At 61.3% G+C, this 24292-nt stretch carries 18 protein-coding genes and 1 pseudogene; 18 read left to right on the top strand and 1 reads right to left on the bottom strand.

The genetic code is table 11. The annotated features are described in order from the left end of the window. Positions 1-3: 3 nt before the first annotated feature. The 16 genes and pseudogenes from AC1DXM_RS16950 to AC1DXM_RS16875 form a co-directional block, all read left to right on the top strand. Positions 4-648 (top strand): alpha/beta hydrolase family protein, encoded by a 645-nt coding sequence (locus tag AC1DXM_RS16950; protein ID WP_477234415.1) that lies wholly within the window; start codon positions 4-6, stop codon positions 646-648. A 173-nt stretch (positions 649-821) separates the two neighbouring features. Then, on the top strand, positions 822-1592 hold the full coding sequence (locus AC1DXM_RS16945) for an exodeoxyribonuclease III (protein WP_477234413.1): 771 nt from the start codon (positions 822-824) through the stop codon (positions 1590-1592). Between the two features lie 106 nt (positions 1593-1698). Then, complete coding sequence (locus AC1DXM_RS16940) at positions 1699-3225, top strand: WD40 repeat domain-containing protein (protein ID WP_477234411.1); 1527 nt, start codon at positions 1699-1701, stop codon at positions 3223-3225. Positions 3226-3412: 187 nt separating this feature from the next. Further along, positions 3413-5155, top strand: coding sequence for an alkaline phosphatase (locus AC1DXM_RS16935; RefSeq protein ID WP_477234409.1), 1743 nt, complete (start codon positions 3413-3415; stop codon positions 5153-5155). Positions 5156-5271: 116 nt separating this feature from the next. Then, positions 5272-5730, top strand: a complete 459-nt coding sequence (locus AC1DXM_RS16930; protein WP_477234407.1) for a hypothetical protein — start codon at positions 5272-5274, stop codon at positions 5728-5730. A gap of 5 nt (positions 5731-5735) precedes the next feature. Beyond that, entirely contained in the window at positions 5736-6440 is a 705-nt protein-coding gene (locus AC1DXM_RS16925) for an ABC transporter ATP-binding protein (RefSeq protein WP_477234405.1), read from the top strand. A gap of 18 nt (positions 6441-6458) precedes the next feature. Further along, positions 6459-7706, top strand: a complete 1248-nt coding sequence (locus AC1DXM_RS16920; protein WP_477234403.1) for an FtsX-like permease family protein — start codon at positions 6459-6461, stop codon at positions 7704-7706. Between the two features lie 257 nt (positions 7707-7963). Then, entirely contained in the window at positions 7964-9982 is a 2019-nt protein-coding gene (locus AC1DXM_RS16915) for an amidase (protein WP_477234401.1), read from the top strand. A 259-nt stretch (positions 9983-10241) separates the two neighbouring features. Beyond that, positions 10242-10778 (top strand): isochorismatase family protein, encoded by a 537-nt coding sequence (locus tag AC1DXM_RS16910; RefSeq protein WP_477234399.1) that lies wholly within the window; start codon positions 10242-10244, stop codon positions 10776-10778. A gap of 197 nt (positions 10779-10975) precedes the next feature. Then, positions 10976-11974, top strand: a complete 999-nt coding sequence (locus AC1DXM_RS16905) for a LacI family DNA-binding transcriptional regulator (RefSeq protein WP_477234397.1) — start codon at positions 10976-10978, stop codon at positions 11972-11974. Further along, positions 11971-13488, top strand: a complete 1518-nt coding sequence (locus AC1DXM_RS16900; protein WP_477234395.1) for a sugar ABC transporter ATP-binding protein — start codon at positions 11971-11973, stop codon at positions 13486-13488. Before AC1DXM_RS16905 ends, AC1DXM_RS16900 begins: the two co-directional genes overlap by 4 nt. Continuing rightward, positions 13488-14540: an ABC transporter permease gene (locus AC1DXM_RS16895; protein ID WP_203281102.1), complete on the top strand. Its 1053-nt coding sequence runs from the start codon at positions 13488-13490 to the stop codon at positions 14538-14540. Before AC1DXM_RS16900 ends, AC1DXM_RS16895 begins: the two co-directional genes overlap by 1 nt. A 69-nt stretch (positions 14541-14609) precedes the next feature. After that, complete coding sequence (locus tag AC1DXM_RS16890; RefSeq protein ID WP_477234393.1) at positions 14610-15593, top strand: substrate-binding domain-containing protein; 984 nt, start codon at positions 14610-14612, stop codon at positions 15591-15593. A gap of 621 nt (positions 15594-16214) precedes the next feature. Beyond that, positions 16215-18128 carry a DUF1036 domain-containing protein gene (locus tag AC1DXM_RS16885; protein ID WP_477234391.1) on the top strand — a complete coding sequence of 638 codons (1914 nt, stop codon included), beginning with the start codon at positions 16215-16217 and terminating at the stop codon, positions 18126-18128. A gap of 651 nt (positions 18129-18779) precedes the next feature. Then, positions 18780-20654, top strand: coding sequence for a cation:dicarboxylase symporter family transporter (locus AC1DXM_RS16880; RefSeq protein WP_477234389.1), 1875 nt, complete (start codon positions 18780-18782; stop codon positions 20652-20654). Positions 20655-20744: 90 nt separating this feature from the next. Then, positions 20745-21317: pseudogene (locus AC1DXM_RS16875) on the top strand (substrate-binding domain-containing protein); the annotation flags it as partial. A gap of 74 nt (positions 21318-21391) precedes the next feature. Here AC1DXM_RS16875 and AC1DXM_RS16870 read toward each other — a convergent pair. Then, positions 21392-23140 (bottom strand): retron Ec67 family RNA-directed DNA polymerase/endonuclease, encoded by a 1749-nt coding sequence (locus tag AC1DXM_RS16870; protein ID WP_477234387.1) that lies wholly within the window; start codon positions 23138-23140, stop codon positions 21392-21394. A gap of 178 nt (positions 23141-23318) precedes the next feature. Here AC1DXM_RS16870 and AC1DXM_RS16865 point away from each other — a divergent pair, with 178 nt between their 5' ends. Both AC1DXM_RS16865 and AC1DXM_RS16860 read left to right on the top strand, forming a co-directional pair. Then, complete coding sequence (locus AC1DXM_RS16865; RefSeq protein WP_477234385.1) at positions 23319-23465, top strand: hypothetical protein; 147 nt, start codon at positions 23319-23321, stop codon at positions 23463-23465. A gap of 250 nt (positions 23466-23715) precedes the next feature. Continuing rightward, the coding region (locus AC1DXM_RS16860) for a DUF1963 domain-containing protein (protein ID WP_477234383.1) at positions 23716-24292 on the top strand (577 nt) is incomplete at its 3' end.

Genomic DNA, 24292 nt, shown 5'->3' with positions numbered 1-24292 from the left:
CGTATGACCACCTTCCTCTTCGACGGCTACGACACCGCCCCCGTCACCATCTTGCTGGCGCACGGCGCCGGCGCGTCGATGGATTCGCCTTCGATGACCGCCACGGCCAAGGCACTGGCCGCCGCCGGCTTCCAGGTCGCGCGCTTCGAATTCCACTATATGGCGGCGCGCCGCTACGGTCAGCGCAAGCCGCCGCCGCGCGCCGAGACGGTGAACCCGGAATACATCAAGGCAATCGCCGACCTCAGGGCCAAGGGCGTCACCGGGAAGCTCATCATCGGCGGCAAGTCGATGGGCGGACGCGTCGCCTCGATGGTCGCCGACGAAATGTTTGCCAAGGGCGAGATTTCGGGCCTCATTTGCCTCGGCTATCCCTTCCATCCGCCGGCCAAGCCCGAGCAACTCAGGACAAAACATCTCGCCGCTCTCAAGACGCCGACGCTGATCTTTCAGGGCACGCGCGACGAATTCGGCACCAGGGAAGAGGTCGCAAGCTACGGTCTCTCCGACAAGATCGAAGTGGTCTGGCTGGAGGACGGCGACCACGATCTGAAGCCGCGCAAGGCGATTTCCGGTTTTTCGACGGCGGATCATCTGAAGACGCTGGCCGAGACGGTGAAGGCCTGGCCATCGGCTTCGTCATCCTAGGGCGAAGCAAGGAGCGAAGCGACGCGCGCAGACCCTAGGATCCATGCCGTGACTTTTGAGAGCAGCAACGGTCAAGAATTCTGCCCTGCCGAGTTCCACGGCAGAGGGCACGGCATGGATGCCCGGGTCAAGCCCGAGGATGACGAAGCGAGGGGCGCCTTCGGCGTCAGAAAATGAAACTGGCCTCGTTCAACATCAACAACATCAACAGCCGGCTTCAAAACCTGCTGGCATGGCTGGCGTCAGCCAAGCCCGATGTCGTCTGCCTGCAGGAGCTGAAGGCGCGCGACATGCAGTTTCCGCGCACGGCGTTGGCAGACGCCGGCTATGGCGCGGTGTGGAAGGGCGAGCCGACCTGGAACGGGGTTGCCATACTGGCGCGAGGATCCGAGCCGGTGCTGACCGCGGACGCCTTGCCCGGCGACGATGCCGACAAGCAGAGCCGCTACATCGAGGCGGCCGTCAATGGTGTCGTCATCGCTTGCCTCTACGCGCCCAACGGCAACCCGCAGCCGGGGCCGAAATTCCAGTACAAGCTTGCCTGGCACAGAAGGCTGGAGGCGCATGCCGAGCAGCTGTTCGATACCGGCCTGCCGGTGGCGCTGGTCGGCGACTACAACATCGTGCCCGAGCCGCGCGACATCTACGCCACCCGCTCCTATGACGACAACGCGCTGGTGCAGCCCGAAAGCCGCGCATCCTTCCAGCGCCTGCTCGAGCAGGGCTGGACCGATGCGCTGCGCAAGAAGCATCCTAAGGAGACGCTCTACACATTCTGGGACTATCGCCGCAACCGCTGGCCGCGCGACGCCGGCCTCAGGCTCGACCACATTTTACTGTCGAAGAAACTGGCGCGCCGCCTCACTGCCGCCGGCATCGACCGCGATGTTCGCGGGCAGGACGGCGCCAGCGACCACGCGCCGGTGTGGGTGGAATTGAAGTAGCAGCGTGATGTCAGCCACTTTCATAGTTGGCATTTTGCGTTACGCGTTTCGTTGCTAGTTTCGTGACAGGGCGGCCGCAGAGCACGCGGCCTGGGGAAGAGAGCCAATGAACAGGGGTGCCGACAGGCTGCTCGCGCTGGTCTTGCTGGTTATCGGCGCAGTCTGTTTCGCCATGCAGCGTCTGGCACAGGCTGATGCGAGCATCGCGGCATCCTTTGCCTCCGTGCGCCTGGTTGCCTTTTTCGCGGCCGGCGCGGTGTGCGTGATCGGCGCGCTGTTGTTCTTTGCCGGCCTGTTGCCGCGCGGCTCGAACCACCTGTCCGGAGCCCCATTGTTTGGTCGGGCGGCGGAGGTGCAAGACCCCGGCAGGCCACGGTTGCGGCGAGCCTTCCTGGTTCTGCCGGCGCTTGTCGTTCTGGCGCTGTTGGCCGACCAGTTCGGCCCGTGGCGCGCAGCCGGCCCGGGCGCTGAGGTAACCGCCCCGAACGAACCCAAAGCCGAGCCGAAGGGCCAGGATGTCGCGGGCGTCCCGCCGGATCTGGCGACGCCGCCAGCTCCGCCGAATTCGCCGCCGGTTGCCGCGCCGCCTGAGCAAGCTCCGCCGGTGCAGGAAGCCAAACCTCCGGCAGCGCCGCCGCCGCCGGCTCCGGCCTCGCCGCCGCAAGCCGCACTTCCTTCGCCGCCGGAAACCGTGGCGCCATTGCCGCCGGCCGAACCACCACTGCCGACCGAGCCCGACGGTCACCGCGACGCCGTCGTCTGGCTCGCCGTGTCAGCCGATGGCCGCGACATCATGAGCGCCAGCACCGACCACATGATCAAGCTCTGGGACATTGCCGGCAAGCGGCTGATCCGCAATCTCGGCGAACACAAGGACATGGCGCGCACGGCCCTGTTCATGCCCGACGGCGCCACCGCGCTGACCGCCGGCGATGACGGCGAAATCGTGCTGCGAAAACTCACCGACGGCACGGTGCTGCACGTCTTCTCGTCGGGCGAGAATGGCGGTGTCCGCAAGCTGGCGATCAGCCAGAACGGCAAGCGTGCCGTCAGCGGCCACGACACCGGCAACGTCATCGTCTGGGACCTCGTCAACAAATCCGCGCTGCATGTGATGACCGGGCACGACTGGCCGATCAGCACGGTCGCCATCTCGCTCGAGGGCACACGCGCGCTGAGCGGCTCCATCGACGGCACGCTGAAACTCTGGGACGTCGAAAGCGGCAAGCAATTGCGCAGCTGGCACGGCCACGAGCAAGGCACCTACGGCGCCGACTTCACCGCCGACGGCCATCACGTCATCACCGGCAGCGGCGATTACACGATCAAGCTCTGGGACCTCGACACGTTCAAGGAGGTGCGTCGCTTCGAAGGCCACGAAGGCACAGTCTACACGCTGGCGCTGTCGGCCGACGGCAAGCGACTGGCCTCCGGCTCGCTCGACGGCACGGCGCGGCTGTGGGACGTCGACACCGGCAACCAGATCGCCATGTTCGACAGCCGCACCGGCCCGATCTATGCGGTCGCCTTCGCGCCCGACGGTACGCTGCTCACCGGCGGCGACGACCGCACCATCAGGGACTGGCCGGCGACAGGGGATGGCGAAATCCTGTTCGCCGGCGCACCGCAGTGAGGGTGCTGATTGGGTCGTGGCCGGCAGGCCAGCGATGCGCCCATCGACAGCTTCGTTCAATCCCGATTCTCAACCGGCTCCGGACCGCCCGGAATGTGAGCGCCCCGGGCGAGGTTTTGTCATATAACGGACATCGGCAACGACTACCAAAAAACTGCCTTTTATCAGTCAATTTTGGAGGTCACTTATGCTTCGCCCTCTCATCGCGCTTGCCGTTACGACAAGTCTTGCCAGCGCTGCTGGTGCTGCCACGATCTATCCTCTCGACCGCGCCACCATCCTCGCTCAATCGCCGTTCGACCTGAAGGTCGAATTCGACAAGGTCGTCACCCCCGACCAGGTCACGGTGACGATCAACGGCAAGCCGGCCGAGGAGGTTCTCGGCAAGAAGGTCGAGTTCGTGGAGAAGGAAGAGGGGGTCGATGCCTCCGCCATTTTGGTCCGCGCCGCCAGCATCGCCCAGCCCGGCACCTATGAGATCGAAGCCAAGGCTGGCGACGAGACCAAGTCCGTCAAATGGGAGGTGTTCGGAACCTCGGCGACCCCGCGCGCCAAGAACGTCATCTTCCTGCTTGGCGACGGCCTCTCCGTTGCGCATCGCACCGGCGCGCGGATCATGTCCAAGGGCATGACCGAAGGCAAGGCGAACGGCCGGCTCAACATGGACGATCTCGACCATATGGCCTTTATCGGCACGTCGTCGACCAACGCCATCGCCACCGACAGCGCCAACACCATGTCGGCCTACATGACCGGCCACAAGACGGCGGTGAACGCGCTCGGCGTCTATGCCGACCGCACCAAGCCGAGCCAGGATGACCCGAAGGTCGAGACCATCGCCGAGGCTCTGCGGCGCACCGGCAAGAAGTCGATCGGCGTCGTCTCGACGGCCGAGATCGAGGACGCCACCCCGGCAGCCGTCGTCTCCCATACCCGCAGCCGCAGTGACAAGGCCGACATCGTCGGCATGTTCTACCAGACGCAGCCCGACGTCATCCTCGGCGGCGGCTCCGCCTATTTCCTGCCGCAGAGCACGGCCGGCTCCAAGCGCAAGGACGACACTGACTACATCGCGAAATTCCGCGATGCCGGATACGCCCTTGCCACCGACAAGACCGAACTCGAGGCTGCAGCCAAGACCAACACCGGCAAGATCCTCGGCCTGTTCCATACCGGCAACATGGACGTCACGCTGGATCGCGACTTCCTCAAGAAGGGCACCGTGGAAACCTTCCCCAATCAGCCGGGCCTCGTCGAAATGACCAATGTTGCACTTGGCGAACTGTCGAAGAACCCCGAAGGCTTCTTCCTGATGGTCGAGGGCGCCTCGGTCGACAAGATGTCGCATCCGATGGACTGGGAGCGCTCCATGGTCGAGGTCATCGAATTCGACAAGGCGGTCGGCGTTGCGATGGAATTCGCCAAGACCCATCCCGACACGATGATCGTGATGACCGGCGACCACACCCATAGCGTTTCAATCGTCGGCACCATCGACGACAGCAAGCCGGGCCCCGAGATGCGCGACAAGGTCGGTGTCTATGCCGATGCCGGCTTCCCGAACTACCAGGACAAGAACAACGACGGTTACCCCGACAGCGTCGATGTCTCGCGTCGTCTGGCGATCTTCGGCGCCAGCTTCCCCGACTATTACGAGACGTTCCGCCCCAAGCTTGACGGCCCGTTCGTGCCGGCGGTGCAGAACGAGAGCAAGCAGTATGTCGCCAACGAGAAGTACAAGGACGTGCCCGGCGCGGTGCTGCGCATCGGCAATCTGCCGAAGTCGGCCGATACAGCGGTCCATGCCGTCGACGACGTCGTGCTGCAGGCCACCGGCCCAGGCGCGGAAGGCTTCAAGGGCTACATGGAGGAGAGCGACGTCTATAAAGTCCTCGCCGATGCGCTCGGACTGGCGCCGGCGACGAACTGAGCCGCGCAGTCTATGATGATCCCGGCCGCTCCATCCGGTGCTTGCGGATGGAGCGGCCAGGGACGATGGTTCGGGCGCTGACGGCGCCCGCGCCAATCGACAAGGGAATAGCAATCATGGAGTGCAGACCGATCACCCGTCGCGGCATGCTGCTCGGTTCGGCTACGGTCTGTCTTTCCCAGGCTTTGCGCCGCGCGTCGGCCGCGCCCGCGCCGCTCACCTTCGATGACCTCTACGCCAAGATCGGCGTGCTCGGCATGAGCTTCTCCGACAAGGTCAAGACGCTTGCCGGCCAGGATGTGACCATGCGGGGTTTCATGGCGCCGCCGCTCAAGGCCGAGGCGAAATTCTTCGTCCTGACCGAGATTCCGATGGCGCTGTGTCCCTTCTGCTCATCCGATGCCGATTGGCCAGACAACATCGTCGTCGTCTATCTCGACCAGGCGCAAACCTTCGAACAGGCCAACGCCCTCATTGAGGTGGCCGGCCGGCTGGAAACCGGCTCCTGGACCGACCCGGAAACCGGCTTCGTCAGCCTCCTGCGCATCGTCGACGCGCATTTTCGCCGGGCGTAGCGATCATGCTCGGCCTGTCCGTGCGGGATTTGCGGGTTTCCTTCCGCGACCTCGAGAAGCCGGCGCTCGCTGTGCCTGCGCTGGAGATCCGACCTGGCGAGAAAGTCGCCGTGACCGGGCCTTCGGGATCGGGCAAGACGACGTTCATCAACATCGTGACGGGGCTGGAAAGGATACGGCAGGGATCGGTGCGCTGGAGCGATACCGAGCTTTCCAGCCTCTCCGAAGCCAGGCGCGATCGCTGGCGTTCCGCCCATGTCGGCCTGGTCATGCAGGAGTTCTACCTCTGCCCCGGCCTGTCGGCGCTCGAAAACGTGCTGCTGCCCGGCAGACTGTCGAGGGTCCGCCCCGTGGCCGAACTGAAGGCGGAAGGACTGCGGCTGCTGGAACGGGTCGAAATCTCGCGCCCGGGACAGCCGGTCGAAACCATGTCGCGCGGACAGATGCAAAGGGTCGCCGTTGCCAGGGCGCTGGTGACAAGGCCGGCCATTGTCGTCGCCGACGAGCCGACCGCCAGCCTCGATTCCGATGCCGGTATCGCCGTGGCGAACCTGTTGCTGCAATTGGCCGGCGAGGCGGGAACCACCCTCATCGTCGCAAGTCACGAGAAACGGCTGATAGAAAGGCTTGACCGGACCATCCGCCTGGAGGCCGGTCAGGTGACGCGCGACACACCGACATTGCAGGACATCCGCGATGAAGCGTTTTGAGCTGGAAAGGAATAGCCGATGCTCCGCTTCATCGCCGCGGATCTGAGGCGGCACTGGATCGGCGTGGCTGCCGTGGCGCTGCTGATCGCCCTTGCGACGGCCCTCGGGGTTGCTGTGACCCTCAGCGAGCGGGCACTGCGTCTGGGCAGCGCGCAAGCGGCTGACGCCTTCGACCTTGTGATCGGCGCTCCGGGCAGCGAAACCCAACTGGTGCTGTCCTCGGTATTTCTGCAGGCGGCACCCCTGTCGCTGATGCCGGGCGATGTGCTTGCCGGCCTCATCAGGGACAAGCGGGTGGCCTGGGCAGCGCCGGTCGGTTTCGGTGATTTTGTCGAAGACTTCCCGATCGTCGGAACCACGCAAGCGCTGGTCGACGGACTGGGCGGCGTCTCCGAAGGCCGCACATTTGCGCTGCTTGGCGATGCGCTGGTCGGCGCTGCCGTGCCCAAAAGCGTCGGCGCCCGCTTTCACCCCGCGCACGGACAGCTGCATGCGGCGACCGAGATCCACAATGATTTCACCTATACGATTGTCGGGCGCCTCAGCCCCACCGGCACCGCCTGGGACCGGGCGATCATCGTGCCGATCGAGGCGGTGTGGCATGTTCACAGGCACGAGAACGGACGAGCCGGAATTGCCGCACTGGTCGAGCAGGTTGACGCAAAAGACGGTGCCGAGCCGCACGGTTTCGATGCGCGGATCAACCCCGATGCCGTTCTCGATCCCTCGGCGCCCGGCCTGCCGGCTGTCCTGGTAAAACCGCACACCATCGCCGACGCCTACAAGCTGCGCCAGCAATATCGCAGCGACCGCACGCTGGCGGTCTTCCCCGGCGAAGTGCTGACCCGGCTTTACGGGACCCTAGGCGATGCAAGGCGCATCCTTTCCGTGGTGGCCGCCGGCGCGCAATTCCTCGTCGCGGCGGCAATTCTTCTGGTCGTCATCGTCCATGTTTTGCAGCGACGGCACCAGATCGGCGCCCTGCGCGCCTTCGGAGCGCCCCGCGCGGTGGTGTTCGGGATCGTCTGGGTGGAAACCTTTGTCATCGTCGGCGCCGGTGTCCTGCTCGGTTTCCTCTTCGGCTATCTCGCCGCCCGAACGATCGCGCACACGATGGCCGAGGCGAGCGGTTTTTCCATGCCGGTAACATTCCGCGTCGAGGATATGCGCTCGGCGCTGCTCCTGCTCGTCGTGGCGGGCGTGGCGGCGGTGGTGCCGTCGATCCTCGCCTACCGTCAGTCGCCGGCACAGGCCCTGAGGAACTGAGGGCAACAGCCAATCTCCCCCCTCGTGGGGGAGATGTCCGGCAGGACAGAGGGGGTCGGTTCGACTAGGCTCGGCCCCTTGTCGCAGACGCAAGGAGGTTAGCGCTTCACGCGCGGCGACCCCCTCTGTCGCCTTCGGCGACATCTCCCCCTCAAGGGGGGAGATCAGCAGCGTCACCGACCATGCCCATCGTTTGAGGCGTGACACTTGCGTCGCCCGATGCCAAGACTCCTTTGCTGCTGCATCTTGAGAATCCCATGCCCAATCTCCACCTCGTCGAAGCCTCGATCGCCGACCTGCGCCGTGCCCTGGAGGACGGCACCGTCACCAGCGTCGAACTGGTCGGCGCCTACCTCCGGCGCATCGCGCACTACGACCGCCATGGCATCACGCTGAATGCGGTGCCGGTGCTCAACCTCGCAATGTTCGAGGAGGCAGCGGCCTCCGATCTGCGGCGCCGCAATGACGCCACGCTCGGGCCGCTCGACGGCATCCCCTACACCGCCAAGGACAGCTACAAGGTGGAAGGGCTGACGGTGGCTGCGGGCTCGCCTGCCTTCGAGCATCTCGTCGCCAATGAGGACGCCTTCACCATCGCGCGGCTCAGGGCCGGCGGCGCGGTGCTGATCGGGCTGACCAACATGCCGCCCATGGCCAATGGCGGCATGCAGCGCGGCGTCTATGGCCGCGCCGAAAGCCCTTACAATGGCGACTACCTGACCGCCGCTTTTGCTTCGGGCTCGTCCAACGGTTCCGGCACCGCCACCGCCGCCAGCTTCGCCGCTTTCGGGCTGGGCGAGGAGACATGGTCGTCTGGCCGCGCGCCGGCGTCCAACAATGCGCTGGTCGCCTACACGCCGTCGCGCGGCGTCATTTCGGTCAGGGGCAACTGGCCGCTGGTGCCGACCATGGATGTGGTGGTGCCGCACACGCGCGGCATCGCCGACATGCTGGAACTGCTCGACGTGATCGTCACCGACGATCAGGAGACGCGCGGCGATTTCTGGCGCGTGCAGCCTTGGGTGCCCATCCCGGAGCCTTCGACACTCAGGCCGCCAAGCTATACCGGTCTGGCGCTGGAAGGCGCCCTCAAGGGCAAGCGCCTCGGCGTGCCGAAAATGTATATCGGCAGCGATGGCGAAGCGACAAAGCCCATCGAGGTCAGAGCCTCGGTGGTCGACCTCTGGCGGCAGGCGGCAAGCGATCTGGAAAAGCTCGGCGCGGAAGTAGTCGAGGTCGATTTCCCCGTGGTCTCCAACCACGAGCGTGACCGTCCGGGCGCGCGAACCATGGTCGAGCGCGGACTGGTCCCGGAAGCCTTCGCCGAGCGCGAAATCTGGGATCTCTGCATCTGGGGCTGGGACGACTTTCTGCGCGCCAATGCCGACCCGGCCATCCCCGATCTGGCTTCGGTCGACGGCCCCAAAATCTTCCCGCAGCCGCCGGGCACGCTGCCCGACCGCTATGGGGATGACGGCTTTGATCTGGCCGACTATGTCACCCGCGCCAGGCAGGGCGTGACGCCGTTCCGCGACATTCCCACGTTGGCGGAAGGGCTCAAGGGGCTTGAGGCGACGCGGCGCATTGATTTCGAGGACTGGCTGGATGCGAACAGGCTCGACGCCGTGATGCTGCCGGCGGTCGCCGATGTCGGGCCGGCCGATGCCGATATCAACGAAGCCTCGGCAGACCTTGCCTGGCGCAACGGCACCTGGGTCGCCAACGGCAATCTGGTCTGGCGCCATCTCGGCATCCCGACCGTCACCGTGCCGATGGGCACGATGGCCGATATCGGCATGCCGGTCGGGCTGACATTTGCGGGCAAGGCCTACGGCGATGTGGATCTGCTGCGCCTGGCCGGCGATTTCGAGCGCGCTACCCGACGCCGCACCGCGCCGCCGCGCACGCCGGCGCTGGCGGATGATGTGTTTGCAGCGCGCAATGGATTGAGGGCCAACGATGCGTCGCCGCTGACGCTCACGATTGCTGCCGAGACGAGAAATCTGGGAGATCAGGCAGAGATCGCCGTTACGGCCGAACTCGAAGCTGCCATCGGCGTGGAAAGCGCCAGCGTCAAGGTTCATGTCAATGGCGAGCCCGTCGCCATGCAGCGAAGCGGCGCAAGTTTCCATGGTCGCATCGTGGTGCCAGCTGTTGAGCATGAGCGGACGCACAGTGTGTGGCGCGGCGCTTACGGTTCGATCGTCACAGCGATCGTGCGGCTCGAAGACGGACGCACCGCCGGCGCTTATGTGGTGACGGGCGGAATCGGGTGAGGGTACAGCTAATCTCGCCCCTTGTGGGGGTTGAGGAGCGGTCCGCGAAGCGGACGGAAAGCCAATTGCTTGGCTTTCCGAGTGACGAAAGCGGGCAGGCCAGGGGGGGCGGTCCGACCGGGCTCAGCCTCCCTGCGGCCGATGCAGGTTTGCGCTTCACGCGCGGCGACCCCCTCTGTCGCCTTCGGCGACATCTCCCCCTCAAGGGGGGAGATTAAGCGCCGCTTGACCCTCCCACCTCCCGCGCTATCTTCGCGCCATGTCAAAACTCGCCCCCCTCATCGTCATCGATCTCCAGACCAACATGTTCGACGGGCGCGTCGAGCCGCCGATCCATGATGCGCCGGGCATTGCCGCGCGCACCCGTTCGCTGATCGACTGGGCACGGCGCAGCGGGCGCAAAGTCGCTTTCGTCCGGCATGATGGGCCGGCCGGCGATCCGTTGGCGCCGGGCGAGCCGGGCTGGCCGGTATGGCCGGAACTCGGCCAGGCCAAGGACGAACCGACATTCTCCAAGAGTGTCCGCAACGCCTTCTCCAATCCCGAACTTGGCGCCTGGGTGGCCGGGCAGGGTGCTGATGAAGTCGTGCTCGCCGGCGCGCAGACCGATTTCTGCATCGCCGGTACCGTCAGGGGCGCTTTGGCCGAAGGCCTTGCCGTCACCGTCGTGTCCGATGCGCACTCGACGCTGGACACGGAAGGCGAAACCGCTGCCGAGATCATCGCCCGGTACAATGCGGACTTCACCGAAGAGGGCGTCACGCTGGTGACGACCAAGGCGCTGACCGAAGGTTGACGCGCGTCGTCGCATCGAAGACTCGAGGCTGCGCGGAAGCTGCTGATCTCCCCCCTCAAGGGGGGAGATGAGCTCCGCCAAAAAAATCCATCGAATCGATTGCGCAAACGTTTCGATCGCCCTAAGCTTCTTCGAAATCCGCCAACAGAGCGGACGGGAAACGCATAGGGAGGAGCGCTTGCAGGCGCTGAGTTTCATTGCCGACAATGGCTGAAGTGGCGCGGCGCGCCGGCGTGTCGGTGTCGACCGTCTCGCATGTCGTCAACAACACGCGCTTCGTTTCGCTGGAGAAGGCGAAGCTGATCAACGACGCCATCGCCGCCATGGGCTATCAGCCCAACGAGCTGGCGCGCTCGCTGAAGGCCTCGACCACCAACAGCGTCGGCCTGGCGATCTCGGCGATCTCCAATCCCTATTTCACCGACATCATCTGCGCGGTCGAGGCCGAATGCGCGCGGCTCGGGCTGATGGTCTTCCTTTCCGACACGCAGGAAGATCCCGACCGCGAACTGCAGGTGGTCCGCGCCTTTCACCAGCGCCGCGTCGACGGCGTCATCCTGGCACCGTCGGGCTCGCCGCAGCGCGCCATCGACTATCTCGCCGACAAGAAAGTGCCCTGCGTTTTGATCGACCGTTTCGCCGACGACCGCTTCGACCAGATCGGCGTCGAGAACGACACGGCAATGCGGGCGCTGATCGACCATGTCGCTTCCTTCGGCCACAAGCGCATCGGCTACATCGCCGGACAGCCGGGGCTGGCGACGACGCGCGAGCGCATCGAGGCATTCCAGGCGTCGCTCGCCGCCAATGGACTTGAAAGCATGCCGCACTATGTCTCGCCGGAGAATGTCGACACGGCGGCGGCGACCGCATCGACGCATGCGATCCTGTCGCTGCCCACGCCGCCCACCGCATTGGTTACCGGCAACAACATGACGACGATCGGGGCAGTCCGCGCCATCCGCGAAAAGGGTCTTTCCATCCCGCGCGACCTGTCGCTGGTCGGCTTCGACGATTTCGAATGGGCCGACTGTTTCGAGCCCAGGCTGACGCTGATCGAGCAGCCTTGTACCGAGATCGGTCGGCAGGCGGCGGCGCTGCTCAGCGCCCGCATCGCGTCGACCGCGTCCGCGCCGCGTTCGGTGCGGCTGCAGGCGACGCTGCAAACCCGCCAATCCTGCGGGAGGCCGAAATGACCGCGCCGCTGCTGGTGATGACAGGCGCGGTAAAACGCTTCGGCGGCGTGCAGGCGCTGCGCGGCGTCGACTTCGACCTCAAGTCGGGCGAGATCCACGCGCTGCTCGGCGAGAACGGCGCCGGCAAGTCGACGCTGATGAACCTTCTCTCAGGCGTCTACACGCCGGACGAAGGCACGATCGAGATCGACGGCAAGCAGGTAGCCTTCAACAACCCGCGCGAGGCGCAAGCGGCAGGCATCGCCACCATCTTCCAGGAGCTCGACTTGGTGCCGTCGCTCGATGTGGCGGCCAATCTGTTCCTCGGCCGCGAACTGATGCGTCCTGGCGGCTTCCTCGACGTGCCGGCGATGCGCCGCGAGGCAAAGAAGCGTCTGGAAGCGATCGAGATCGCCATCGATCCAGGGGCGATGGTGGCGGATTTGTCGATCGGCCAGCGGCAGGTGGTGGCGATCGTCAAGGCGCTGTCCTATGCCTCGCGCGTGCTGATCATGGACGAGCCGACGGCCGCGCTCACCGTGGGCGAAGTCGAGCGGCTGTTCGACATCATGAGGAAGCTCGCCGCCACCGGCGTCGGCATCGTCTATATCTCGCACCGGCTGGAGGAAGTGCCAGGCATTGCCGACCGTGTGACGGTGATGCGCGACGGCCGTGTCGCCGGGATTACCGAGCCACACGCGCCGCAGGCCGAGCTGGTGCGGCTGCTGGTCGGGCGTCCGCTCGACGAGCTTTATCCGCAGCGTGCCAAAGGCGCGGGAAAACCGCTGCTCAGCCTGCGCGATGCAAGCTTCAAGCTCGCCCGCGACAGCGCCGGCTGGCAGGCGCCGCAGGGCGTGTCGCTCGATGTCCATGAAGGCGAGATCGTCGGCCTCGCCGGCATCATGGGGGCAGGGCGCACTGAGCTCTTGTCCGCGCTCTATGGCACCGGCCTGTCCGGCCGCTGGGAGGGCGAGGTCGCCATATCGGGCAAGCCGGTAAAGCTGGATTCGATCAGCGCCGCCCGCGCAGCCGGCATTGCCTTCGTCACCGATGATCGCAGGGGCTCGGGCCTGATGCTGCGCATGGCGGTCGGCCTCAACCTGGTGATGTCGGTCATATCCAGAATCTCGCCGAACTGGCTGGTCTCGCCAAGCCGTCAGGCCGAGGCGGTCAAACAATCGTTCGGTCAGTTCGACATCCGCCCGAAGAACCCTGATATCGCCGTCGGCGCGCTGTCGGGCGGCAACCAGCAGAAGGTGGTGCTGGCCAAGGAGATCCTCGGCAATCCCAGGCTTCTGCTGCTCGACGAGCCGACGCGCGGCGTCGATGTCGGCGCCAAGGGCGAGATTTATGCGCGGCTCAGGGCACTCGCGGCGCAAGGCCTCGGCATACTGGTCGCCTCCAGCGAGATGCCGGAGCTGATCGGTCTGTGCGACCGCATCGTGGTGCTGCGCCAGGGGCGCAATGTGGCGGAATTCATGGGCGGCGTCGACGAGCACACGGTGCTGGCCGCGGCAAATGGCAGGGAGGCCTGATGTCTGACGAGAAGATTTCAGCGGCAGGCGCACCCGTGACGGCGGCGCCTCAAAAACATCGCGACCCGCTGGCGCTGATCGTGCGCTTCCAGAGCCTGATCGGCCTGGTGCTGGTGGCGATCGGCGGCATCATCTTTTCGCCGCGCCGCCACGGCGAGATCCTGTTCCTCAACCCAGACAACATTGCCAACATCGTGCGCGCCGTGTCGGAGACCGGCATCATCGCCATCGGCATGACCTTCGTCATCATCACCGCCGGCATCGACCTGTCGGTCGGCGCGGTGCTCGGCCTGTCCAGCGTCGTCACCGCCTCGATGATGATCTCCGGCGGCTTCGGGCTGATCCCCACCATCCTCGCCGTGCTGGTCATGGGCATCGTCTTCGGCGCCATCCAGGGCACCATCTCCACCCGTTTCCGGCTCGAACCCTTCATCGTCACGCTGGCCGGCCTGCAGGCCGCGCGCGGTCTCGCGCTGGTCGTCTCCGGCAATCAGTACATCAACATCTCCTATGGCGACGGGCCGGGCCTGGCGCCGCCTGTCTTCGCCGTGCTGGGCGAGCGCCTGTTCAACAACACCGTGCCGGTGGCAACGCTTGTCTTCATCGTCTTTGCGGCCATCGCCACCATCGTCCTCAACACCACGCGCTTCGGCCGCTACGTCTTTGCCGTCGGCGGCAATGAGCGCGCCGCGCGCATTTCCGGCGTGCCGGTGTCGATGGTGAAAATCTCGGTCTACGCCATCACCGGTTTTGCCGCCGCCCTTGCCGGCATCGTGCACGCCGGCCAGTTCAATTTCGGCAGCGCCAATGACGGCATGGGCTATGAGCTCACAGCCATCGCCGCCGTGGTCATCGGCGGCACCAGCCTGTTCGGCGGCGCCGGCTCCATGGTCGGTACCGTTGCCGGCACCATCATGCTGGGCGCACTCGCCAACATCCTGCAGCTCAACAACATCACCCCCGCCATGCAGCTGCTCGCGACCGCCGCGATCATCGTGCTGGCGGCAGTGCTTCAATCCCTCGTTCGCCGCCGCGAGGGTTTGGGTCGTTAGGAGGAGACGGCAACACGTGGACGTCAACCAAGGTCTGGCCCCCCGGCCCGACGAGGAGGAGAGTGAGTTATGAGAACCATTACAAGAGCATCGACCCTCAAGGCCATGCTTCTGGCCGGCGCCGGCCTGTGCATTGCCGGCACCGCCTACGCCGCCGAGCCGCTGGTGAAAGCCTGCGCCAAGGACGGCCAGTTCATCATCGGCTTTTCGCAGGCCAACAACGCCGAGCCCTACCGCCAGCACGTCAATGACGAGCTGGAGGCGGCGGCCAAGGAAGTGCCTGGCTTCACGCTGCAGATCGCCGACGGCGCCGGCAACGTCAACACGCAGACCTCGCAGGTCGACAATTTCATCACCCAGAAGGTCGACATCCTGCTGATCTCGCCCTTCGAGGCGGCACCGCTGACGCCAGCGGTGAAGCGTGCCATGGATGCCGGCATCCCGGTCATCGAGCTCGACCGCAAGACAGTCGGCGACCCCGGCAAGGACTACACCGCCTTCATCGGCGGCGATAACTACAAGATCGCGCTCGAGGCCGGCAAATACACCGCCAAGACGCTGCTGCCCGATGGCGGCGAGGCAGCGGTGCTGGAAGGCCTGCCGAGCTCGACGCCGGCGGTCGAACGCCTGAACGGCTTCAAGGACGGCGTCAAGGAAAACGCCAAGATCCAGGTGGTGGCCGAGCAGGCTGCCGACTGGGTGCCGGATAAAGCGCAAGTCGCCTTCGCCGCCATGCTGCAGGCGCACCCCGACATCAAGGTGCTCTACGCCTCCAACGACATGATGGCCGCCGGCGCGCTGCTCGCCGCCAAGGGCGCGGGCAAGGACGTCAAGATCATCGGCACAGACGGCCTGCCGGGCCCGGCAGGCGGCATCGAAGCGGTGGCCAAAGGCGACTGGGCCGCAACCTTCACCTACCCGACGGGCGCCAAGGAAGCGATCGAGATGTCGAAAAAGATCCTGCTGGATTGCGCGACCGAGGTGGACAAGACGGTGACGGTGGAGACGACGGCGATCACGGCTGAGAATGCCAAGCAGATGATGGGGAAGTAGGGGGGTAGAGCCCAGTGCTGAGGTTGATGCGCAAGGCCCCGGAAGGGGCCTTGTTTTGTTTTCGGGCCGGGCGCTATTCACTGATCGTCTCGGCGGTATCGGTGGAGCCGTGAATCTGTGCTTAGCGCGCGCCCGCAAACACTTTTGTCATAAATCAATAACCGTCCAGGTCTGAGCACCCTGGGCGGAAGATGCGAACGAAGGACCGGATCACCGGCCCCCACGCGATCATTCCTATTGGAGGTGACGAAGGAATTGATCGGTCGCTTCACACGATGTTGAACGCAAGTATAGATCAGTGTGTTTCACTATAATCGCCGATGGATTGCGAGCCCATGATGTCGAAGCACGACTTTCTAGCACCCCACTTTACCTTAGAGCCAATCAAGAGAGATCGTGCGTCGCCGGTGTGCGGCCTCCCGCAATAGATTCGACAGCTCGAAGCGCGGAATGCTCAGTCACAGATTGAAATAATCGACAAAGCGCTATAAATCTGCCACAGATATGGCACGCCCCAGCCGCCATTGGGAAACCGTTTACGTGTAGCCATAAGTGGCCTCGGACGTCGGAGCTGAGCTGTAAGCAACCAGGCCAATACTTGTTTTGTGGCGACCTCCCTCAATGACCCAACGTGATCCTCAATCCAAATCTTTTTCATTGTTCATTGCGTGTTTTATACCGCTCACTAGCTTGTTACTGGTTTCAATGGCGCCCTCCGCGGCGATTGCAGCATACGTAGATATCATTCCGGAAAATATTGATTATCTCAATAATCCCCTAGAGGACATGCAGTTCGAGCCACGCTGCAATCTCATGCTGTCAGGTGAAATCGACGGCAATACCGTATCTGCATTCGAAAACGCAGTCCGCGAGCTCAATGCACGAAGCCATCTGAAATCGGCCGGCTTTTTTGAGGCAGAACTTGAGAAGCAGCCAGGATTCCGTGCGCTATGTATGTCGAGTTCAGGGGGCAAGCTCCACGATGCACTTGACCTAATACCGCACCTAGATAATTGGATCGCAGTGGTGCCCGAAGGAGCAGTTTGCGAGTCCGCGTGCGCCATTGCTTTCATGGGAGCGGGTCTGTCTGCGGGCCCTTATGGCGACGTCGGTGTGTCCTCCACAAATCGACGGCAAGCTAGATTTCTTCATTATACGGGCATACTGGCATTTCACGCCCCAACATTAGACGACTTATCAGACCGGCCATACACGAAAGAACAGGTACTTGAGGAATATGAGCGAGGCCGTTTGACGATGGGCCGCATCCTCTACCTTGATAGCTGGGACGCTCTTGTGCAGAAGAAAGGGGGCGGCGCCGACACCCCGGACTTGTCTACCAATGCTGCTATCGAGCAGATGCTTAGCAGCGCAGACACAGATCCCTTTTTGCCGGCCTCTTTGTTTTTTACGTTCCTAGTGACACCCAACAAATCCACCTTTCGTGTTGAGACAGTTGAACAGGCGCTTGTATGGGGAATACAGATCTACGGCCTGTCAAGAATGGACTTCTCGGGCAACCTGCCGGAGTTTTGGGCCTGGCGAGCATGTGACAACCTCGGTTGGATGATGTGTCACAATCCCTACCAGCTATCTGCTGGATGCAACACAATCGGCGTGAACCGCAAGACATTTGTCGATGATAGCACGCTACCCTACATTGTTGAGAACAGGCAGCTCGCGGGTGTCGAGCGCTTCTCGGTTTCTCTATCACGGAATTCCGTGGCGAAAATTGAGAGGATAGCGCTCGGAAATGACTACTGGCACTCTCACCATGCTTATGGGGGAACAGGCGAGGCCGCGGAATGCGGGATTTCAGTCTACCGCAATAAGCGTCTTATTGGCATCAGGGCGGAGTATCATCCGGTTGAGTCTTCATGGGAGTATGGGAGGCTTGGATCGTCCGTTATTTCTGACGACGAGAAAAAATGGGTGGACGCATCTCGGATACCCCCAGAGGGGGAAAGGGAAAAAATCGTGCGCCCATGGATGTGGCTATCCATGGACACACGTTTACCTGACATCGAAAAAAAATGGATTGCACTCCACGAACTCGCGACAAGGGAGGCCGAAAAGCTCGACGGCAATCACTATCACATCGCAGAGATATGCAATTTCGGTAAGGTTTCTCTAACAATCGCCCTCGGATACCAAGCAGATGGGAGAACCCTGGCAAAAGGATGGTATCATTTAGATAATGGAGATTGCTTTATCCCGCTGAGTGTTGATACTGGCAATATCCTTTATGTACATGCTCACGACGCCGCTGGCCACAACGTCTCGGCACCGGGAGTGTTGAGACACAGAGTTCTTTGCGTCAAGAAGGGTCCAAGCTTCGTCATCGCAAACGCAGCTGAAGGCAACGCGACTTGCCACGATACGGACACGAATGTCGGCGGTCTCACCAACCTCGACTTTTTCAGCGTTGCAACGCACGACTTCGTCACGCCGATCTTCTTCGGATTTCTTCCTAAAGGAACTGCACTTGCGCCTGCTAGGCGGAGCTTGTTTCGAGACATTGAAGGAGGAAACTAAGCATGGTGAAGCAATCGCATCTTTGGGTGCCCAGTCGATGTGTTACTATGGGTCGTGTCGCGCTGATTGCGCTTCTAGCGGGCTCACTATTCCTCGTCTCATCTATAGTCGAGAACAATAGAGGCGCCGCCAGTACGGCCGAGACCGACCAAGCCCTCCGTCAATGCGAGGAGGACTACGCTATTTGCCGTCAGAAATGCAATGATGACCGGTCCTGCTCGGACAAATGCCTGCAAACCTACAACGCCTGTCTCCGAAACGGACAATCCGACAGATGAGAAGGATATCGTGATTTCGCGGTCTGCACCCATCATCGAGCGTGTTCTCGCTGTAGTTGGCACATTCTTTAGTGCGGCTAGGGTCATTAGGGTGCCTCTTGCCCTGACTGCGATAGGGGCGGCCCTGCTGGCGGGACCTCCGCAGACTCGCGAGGTCTATCGTGTTATCGCCCAGGATTGGTGGTACGGTTACACTTTCCGATGTGGCGGAAGTTTACTTAGTATGGAATGCCCTCATTTTATTTTGTTTAGAGAGATGCTGTTTTCATATTTAGGAATACTTGGAACTGCCCTGGCAATATGGTACTCCGCGTGTCGCGCGGGTTCGACATTCTGGCCTAGATCTCCCGAAGCCCACGTGGAACGAACGATCTTGCGTTCTGCGCCAACAATATTGGCGTTTTCTGTAATCATAGCGGCTGCCTGGGGAGTGTTTGCGTCAATACCCTTTGAGCCTGACAGTCATAATGCTTCAACCCTCAAAGCGATTGCCGAGCACAAGTGGGTCGCCAAATACGGGACTCAACCGGACGCGGCCGAAGTCAACTTGATGATGGACATCATCAAGTTCCTTATCTTGCCAGCAGGAGTCATGCAGGCCATGGCGGGATCGCTCGTGATCACTGCGATTTGCCTCCTAATATTCTTGGGTCGTCTGCTTCATCCGAGGGACTTATGGCCTGCAACGCGCTGGGAGAATAGTGGCCCGATACTTGCGTTCGTTGGCTTGGTAATAGTCTTTCTGGCGGTTCCGGTCGCGATGCCGAGGTGGATTGGCCCTATCGGAGTGCTCGGATTATTTTTGATATGCGCGACGTCAATCCTAACTCAGCTTTCTATGCAATCATCACGTCTAAAAATTCCTTTTATCTTTGTACTTTTTTGCTGGATAATATTTCTTTCATGGACCGGAGTTAATAATAATCACGTGGTAAACTTGGGCGCTCCGCCGCCTTCGGAGGGAGGCGCCCAGATAGATGGTAGGCGTGCGCTTAGGGATATTGTGAAAGAATGGTACGATAGTCGACCAGACAAGAATAAGTATGAGAGCGCCGGAACACCTTACCCCGTCTATATAGTTGCGGCGCAGGGCGGCGGTATATACGCCGCGTATAACACGGCCAGTCTTCTTGGGAGTCTCGAGGATAGATGTCCCACCTTCGCTTGGCATAACTTCGCTATCAGCGGCGTCTCTGGGGGTAGCGTCGGGGCTTCGGTGTTTGTCTCGTTGCTGAAGCGAAAGCAAGTTGAGCCTAACCCATGCAAACCAGATATGGTGACTAACAGTCAGCTGCTCCTAAAAGACTCAATGGTGGATCAATCGGGAAGAATTCTAGACCAGGATTATTTGTCTCCCTTGCTATCGGGTCTTCTATTCGGGGATTTGCTGCAGGCCGTCCTGCCTGTACCGATACCAATTCTCGACCGGGCGCGCGCACTAGATAGCTCACTTGAGGTGTCCTTCGAAAATCCGACCTTTATTGGAGGAGATGGATCACGCCAGGGATCTAATTTCGCGAACCCCCTACTGCAGGCATTCACAGATCACTGGAACCCGCGTGCGGGCTGGCCGGCTCTTATCTTAAACACCACTGACGTACAGACTGGTCAGCGCAGAGTTATGGCGCCATTCCAGGTTGGAGATAATGGAGACCAATTCCTGCCGGTGTGGCCTGGAGAAGTGCTTGCCGGCGTGAAACTGAGCACCGGTGCTTTCCTTAGTGCTCGCTTTCCATGGGTTACGCCTTCGGGTTGGTACAAGAGCGCATCAGGAGGTGTGACCTATTTGGTAGACGGCGGCTATTACGACAACTCAGGATTGGCCACAGCACGGGAAGTCATGGAGGCGATCGATCAGGCGGGTCTGGGCGGCAGGATAGTGACTAAACTCATTATCCTGACGGGAGCTCCTGGTGAGCCCGGCCCGATGCGCGGGCTGAATGACGTCCTGGATCCAATACGAGCGATGTTGAACACTTGGGGTGTCCGGCCCATCGAGGCCATTCGTTCGGCTGACCAAACACTGAACAATTCGTCTAATTCGCGATATAGAGCACGTATCGTGCATCTCCGGGGCCTACTATATGGGCTGCCGCTAGGATGGAGGTTGTCCGGCGGAACAGCCTACATCATTGATGCCGAAGACCCTGTCCCAGGCTTATGCAAGAATGACACGAAAGAGGACTCTGCAAACAAACTGTTTGAGGCAGATTGTCTCCTGCAAGATCTGGAGAGGGAGCTCCAGTGAAGTCCTTGTGGTCAGAACAAGAGCCGTTCGAAATCATCCATGACCTTTATCAACCAAAAGACGGGCAGCGCACAGCGGTCGGCGACCCCCGGCAAGGACTACACCGCCTTCATCGGCGGCGACAATTTCAAGATCGCCGAGGAAGCGGGAAAATACACCGCCAAGACGCTGCTGCCCGATGGCGGCGAGGCAGCGGTGCTGGAAGGCCTGCCGAGCTCGACGCCCGCGGTGGAGCGGCTGAACGGCTTCAAGGAAGGCGTGAAGGGCAATGCGAAGATCCAGATCGTGGCCGAGCAGGCCGCCGACTGGGTGCCGGATAAAGCCCAAGTCGCCTTCGCCGCCATGCTGCAGGCGCATCCCGACATCAAGGTGCTCTACGCCTCCAACGACATGATGGCCGCAGGCGCGCTGCTCGCCGCCAAGGGCGCCGGCAAGGACGTCAAGATCATCGGCACCGACGGCCTGCCAGGCCCGGCCGGCGGCATCGAGGCCGTCGCCAAGGGCGACTGGGTCGCAACCTTCACCTACCCGACGGGTGCGAAGGAAGCGATCGAGATGTCGAAAAAGATCCTGCTGGATTGCGCGACCGAGGTTGAGCCGACGGTGACGGTGGAAACGACCGCGATCACGGCTGAGAATGCCAAGCAGTTGATGGGGAAGTGAGGGCGGGCGGAGAGAGCCTGCCGTTGAGGTTGATATGCACAAAGTACACCGCTAGTAGCCTTCGGGGTCGCTTTTTATGAGCCAGTAGCTGCCAAAGGCGGAACTGCGGCTCCAGGTTTGGCTGCGAGGATTGCCGCAAAGTGATCCATGACATCGCATATGGCCTGCAGCATCGGTTCGAACTTGGTGAAATCGATAGTGTTGCGCTCGGGCGCGACGATCGTCGTTGCAAATTCGTTTTTGCCGTAGTGTTTTGTAAGATCGAATTTCTTGTTGCTATCGCTAAACGTTCTGCCGTTGATCGGCCTTTTCACCGATGGGTCGAACAGATCCTCGATAATTGCGGTAACGTCAGCCGTTGTTGGTACAGGAACGACGTAGAGATTTTCATAGACGTAATAAAATGGCTCCAAGCCGCTGACTGGCCCAGTCCCGTGAACTGTGCCGATGTAGCTGAAGATACCTTTTGACGCCTTGTCGTTGTCGACAACCATGATCACGGGTTGAGACGGACCATGTTTGAAGAATTTTAAGCGCTCCTTGAATTCCTTCATAAGCTTGTACATCTCATCGCCCCCTCCAGAGAGGCTCTGAAACAGCGCGCTTTGGTTGGAGTAGTTGAAAAATTGTACTTTCATCGGCACCTTTTGAGTGGGGTCGATAAGCCTAGGGAATTTTGGGGCGAGTTTTTTAATCGCAGCCAGAAGGTAAATGTTGTCCGTCTTGCCTTCGCAAATGATGGTGGGCTTAATCATGCCGTAGAACGACCGATAGTTGAGGAACCGACCATAAAGCTCAGTAAAACCCGCCTGGTCCCTTTTGAAGAACGTATTGCGCTCAATCTCGTCTTCAACAACGATTGAGAGGCTCCTGAGTCTCCGGATCTGGTAGATAAAACTCAGCATTCCTTCGAGGGTGTGGTTACTCACTGGAATCCTGCTGGGCCCCGAGTACGCAAAGCCCTCTTTAAACAGGTGATGGCACATTGCTCGCACTTGCTTGTAATACTCATGCCGCACATTCAGCTTCTGGTTAACTATGAGACCAGTGGTGTCCTGCCTAGAGTCGCGGCGCTGCATGCGCGTCTTATCGTGATTTATCTGAAATCCAGCACGGTAAAGCAGGTGGAGCAGGCCGTCGCCGACAACCCATTTGTCGTCGCTGCCCCGAACCAATCTGGCGATACGCTCGGGGAACTCTTTTTCATTAGTTGAGAACGTTATGTCGTCGGCGTAGCGCGTGTAGGTACAGTGCAGATCGTTCGCCAATCTGTTCAGCTTGATGTCGAGGATGTGAGTGATGAGGTTCGAAATGACCGGCGAACAGGGGCTGCCCTGAGGAAGTTGGTTTTGATAGCAGGCGATTTGCGCGATGATCGTCGCAATCTTTGGATGGAGCTTGAAATTATTGTCCTTTAGGAAGAAGCCATAGACGCGGCCGAAATTGATGGATGGAAAGAAGTCCTTGATATCAGCGTTGAACACCCACCGGCGATTGCGATGCTGACTGGAGTTGGTAATGATGGAGAAGGTTTTCTTGAAGCCATGCGACAGGACTCTGGAGCGCGTGGTGCGCTTTAGCTCCATTTCAGACTCAATGCGGCCCAAGAGATCGGCAAGCCTGCCCTGGACGAACTTCAGCTTCGCATTGGGCGCCGCTATGAGGCGGCGACCGCCGTTTTTTTTCGCAATGGTGAAGTGATGATAGGGTCGCCTGCGTCGATGCCAATAAAGTGCAAATGAGAGGTTCTCGGCTGGAAAGTCCAATAGTCTGGCAAGTTGGGGGAGTGTTGTAACATCTCGGAGGTTGCTTAACTCTGACATGAAAGGCTTGCGGATACTCTTTTGCCAAGGCAGCGGACAATATGGTCAGTCCGTAAGGAATGGTCAGGCAGTGGGCCCTGCATTGATATCAACTATCGCCGAAACAACAACAGCAGAATCTATCCGCAAGCTGCATTCTACAAATCAGATCGGATGCTCATTTACAAGGGGCAATGGCTTGTATCCCTGCACAATTCACTGCATCGTGTCGTTCGTCGGCCGCACACTGCTCGACTACTTCAAATCGCGCCACACCAACGAGGCCCAGGCGTTTCATAAGCGTCGCACCGATCTTCAGGCGTTCTTCGAGGAAGAGGCTGGCTGAAGGCCAACCGGCCGCTCCAGATTGCGATACTTGGTCCACAAGGCATCGATTCTGATCGGGCGTGCCTGATGTGTATCGGACACCGAACAAGTATTCCACTCGATCGCCTCGATCGCTGTGAGCTGCGCCCGCCAATGCCGCGAATCGCGGATCGGTTGGCCCCTTGCTTGCGCAGCGCCTCATATGACGGCAATAATTTGGTTGCGGGACGGAGTGACTTAGCTGGGGACGGGGTTGGGGGGTAAGCGTCATGGAAATGCTGATGCCGCTGCTTGTGGTCGGGGCGATGCTCTTGCTCGTTGGCAGCCTGATCTACAGCGGGGCAAAAGGCATTGCCGGGCTGTTTTCCGGTTCGTCTTCAAAAGAAAAAGACAAGCCAAGCCGTGCGCGAACCTCTGACGCGGCCCACGCTATATCGCCCAAACCCAACTCTGCGGCAGAAAAGCTGATCGCCGATATGCAGCAGCAGGCCAAGACCAGCGACGACCAGCGCAAGGCGGCGTTCAAAGCGCATGTCGAGCGCAAGATCCCGCCGATTTCCGCCGATGGCCGCGAAGCGATCGAACGTGGGCAAGCCGCGCGCATTGCCATCAAGCACGTCTTTCCGCCGCGTCTTCCCCAACGAAGCATGAGCTATTTTGGTGGGCTGCCGATTGTCCCCGATGAATTCGACTTGCCAACGGTTCACAATCGGCAGGGATTGCTCGAGCGTCTCAATTTCATGGCGCAAATTGACTGTTCGGATCTGCCGCCGGGACCGGGACGGAATCTGCTGCCCGAAAAGGGCTATCTCTATTTCTTCGCGCCGATGTCCGACACGTTTGGGG

This window comes from Mesorhizobium sp. P3_A2 (assembly GCF_056403115.1).
Note: the sequence above shows the minus strand (reverse complement) of the source record. Positions and strands in the feature narration are given on the sequence as shown.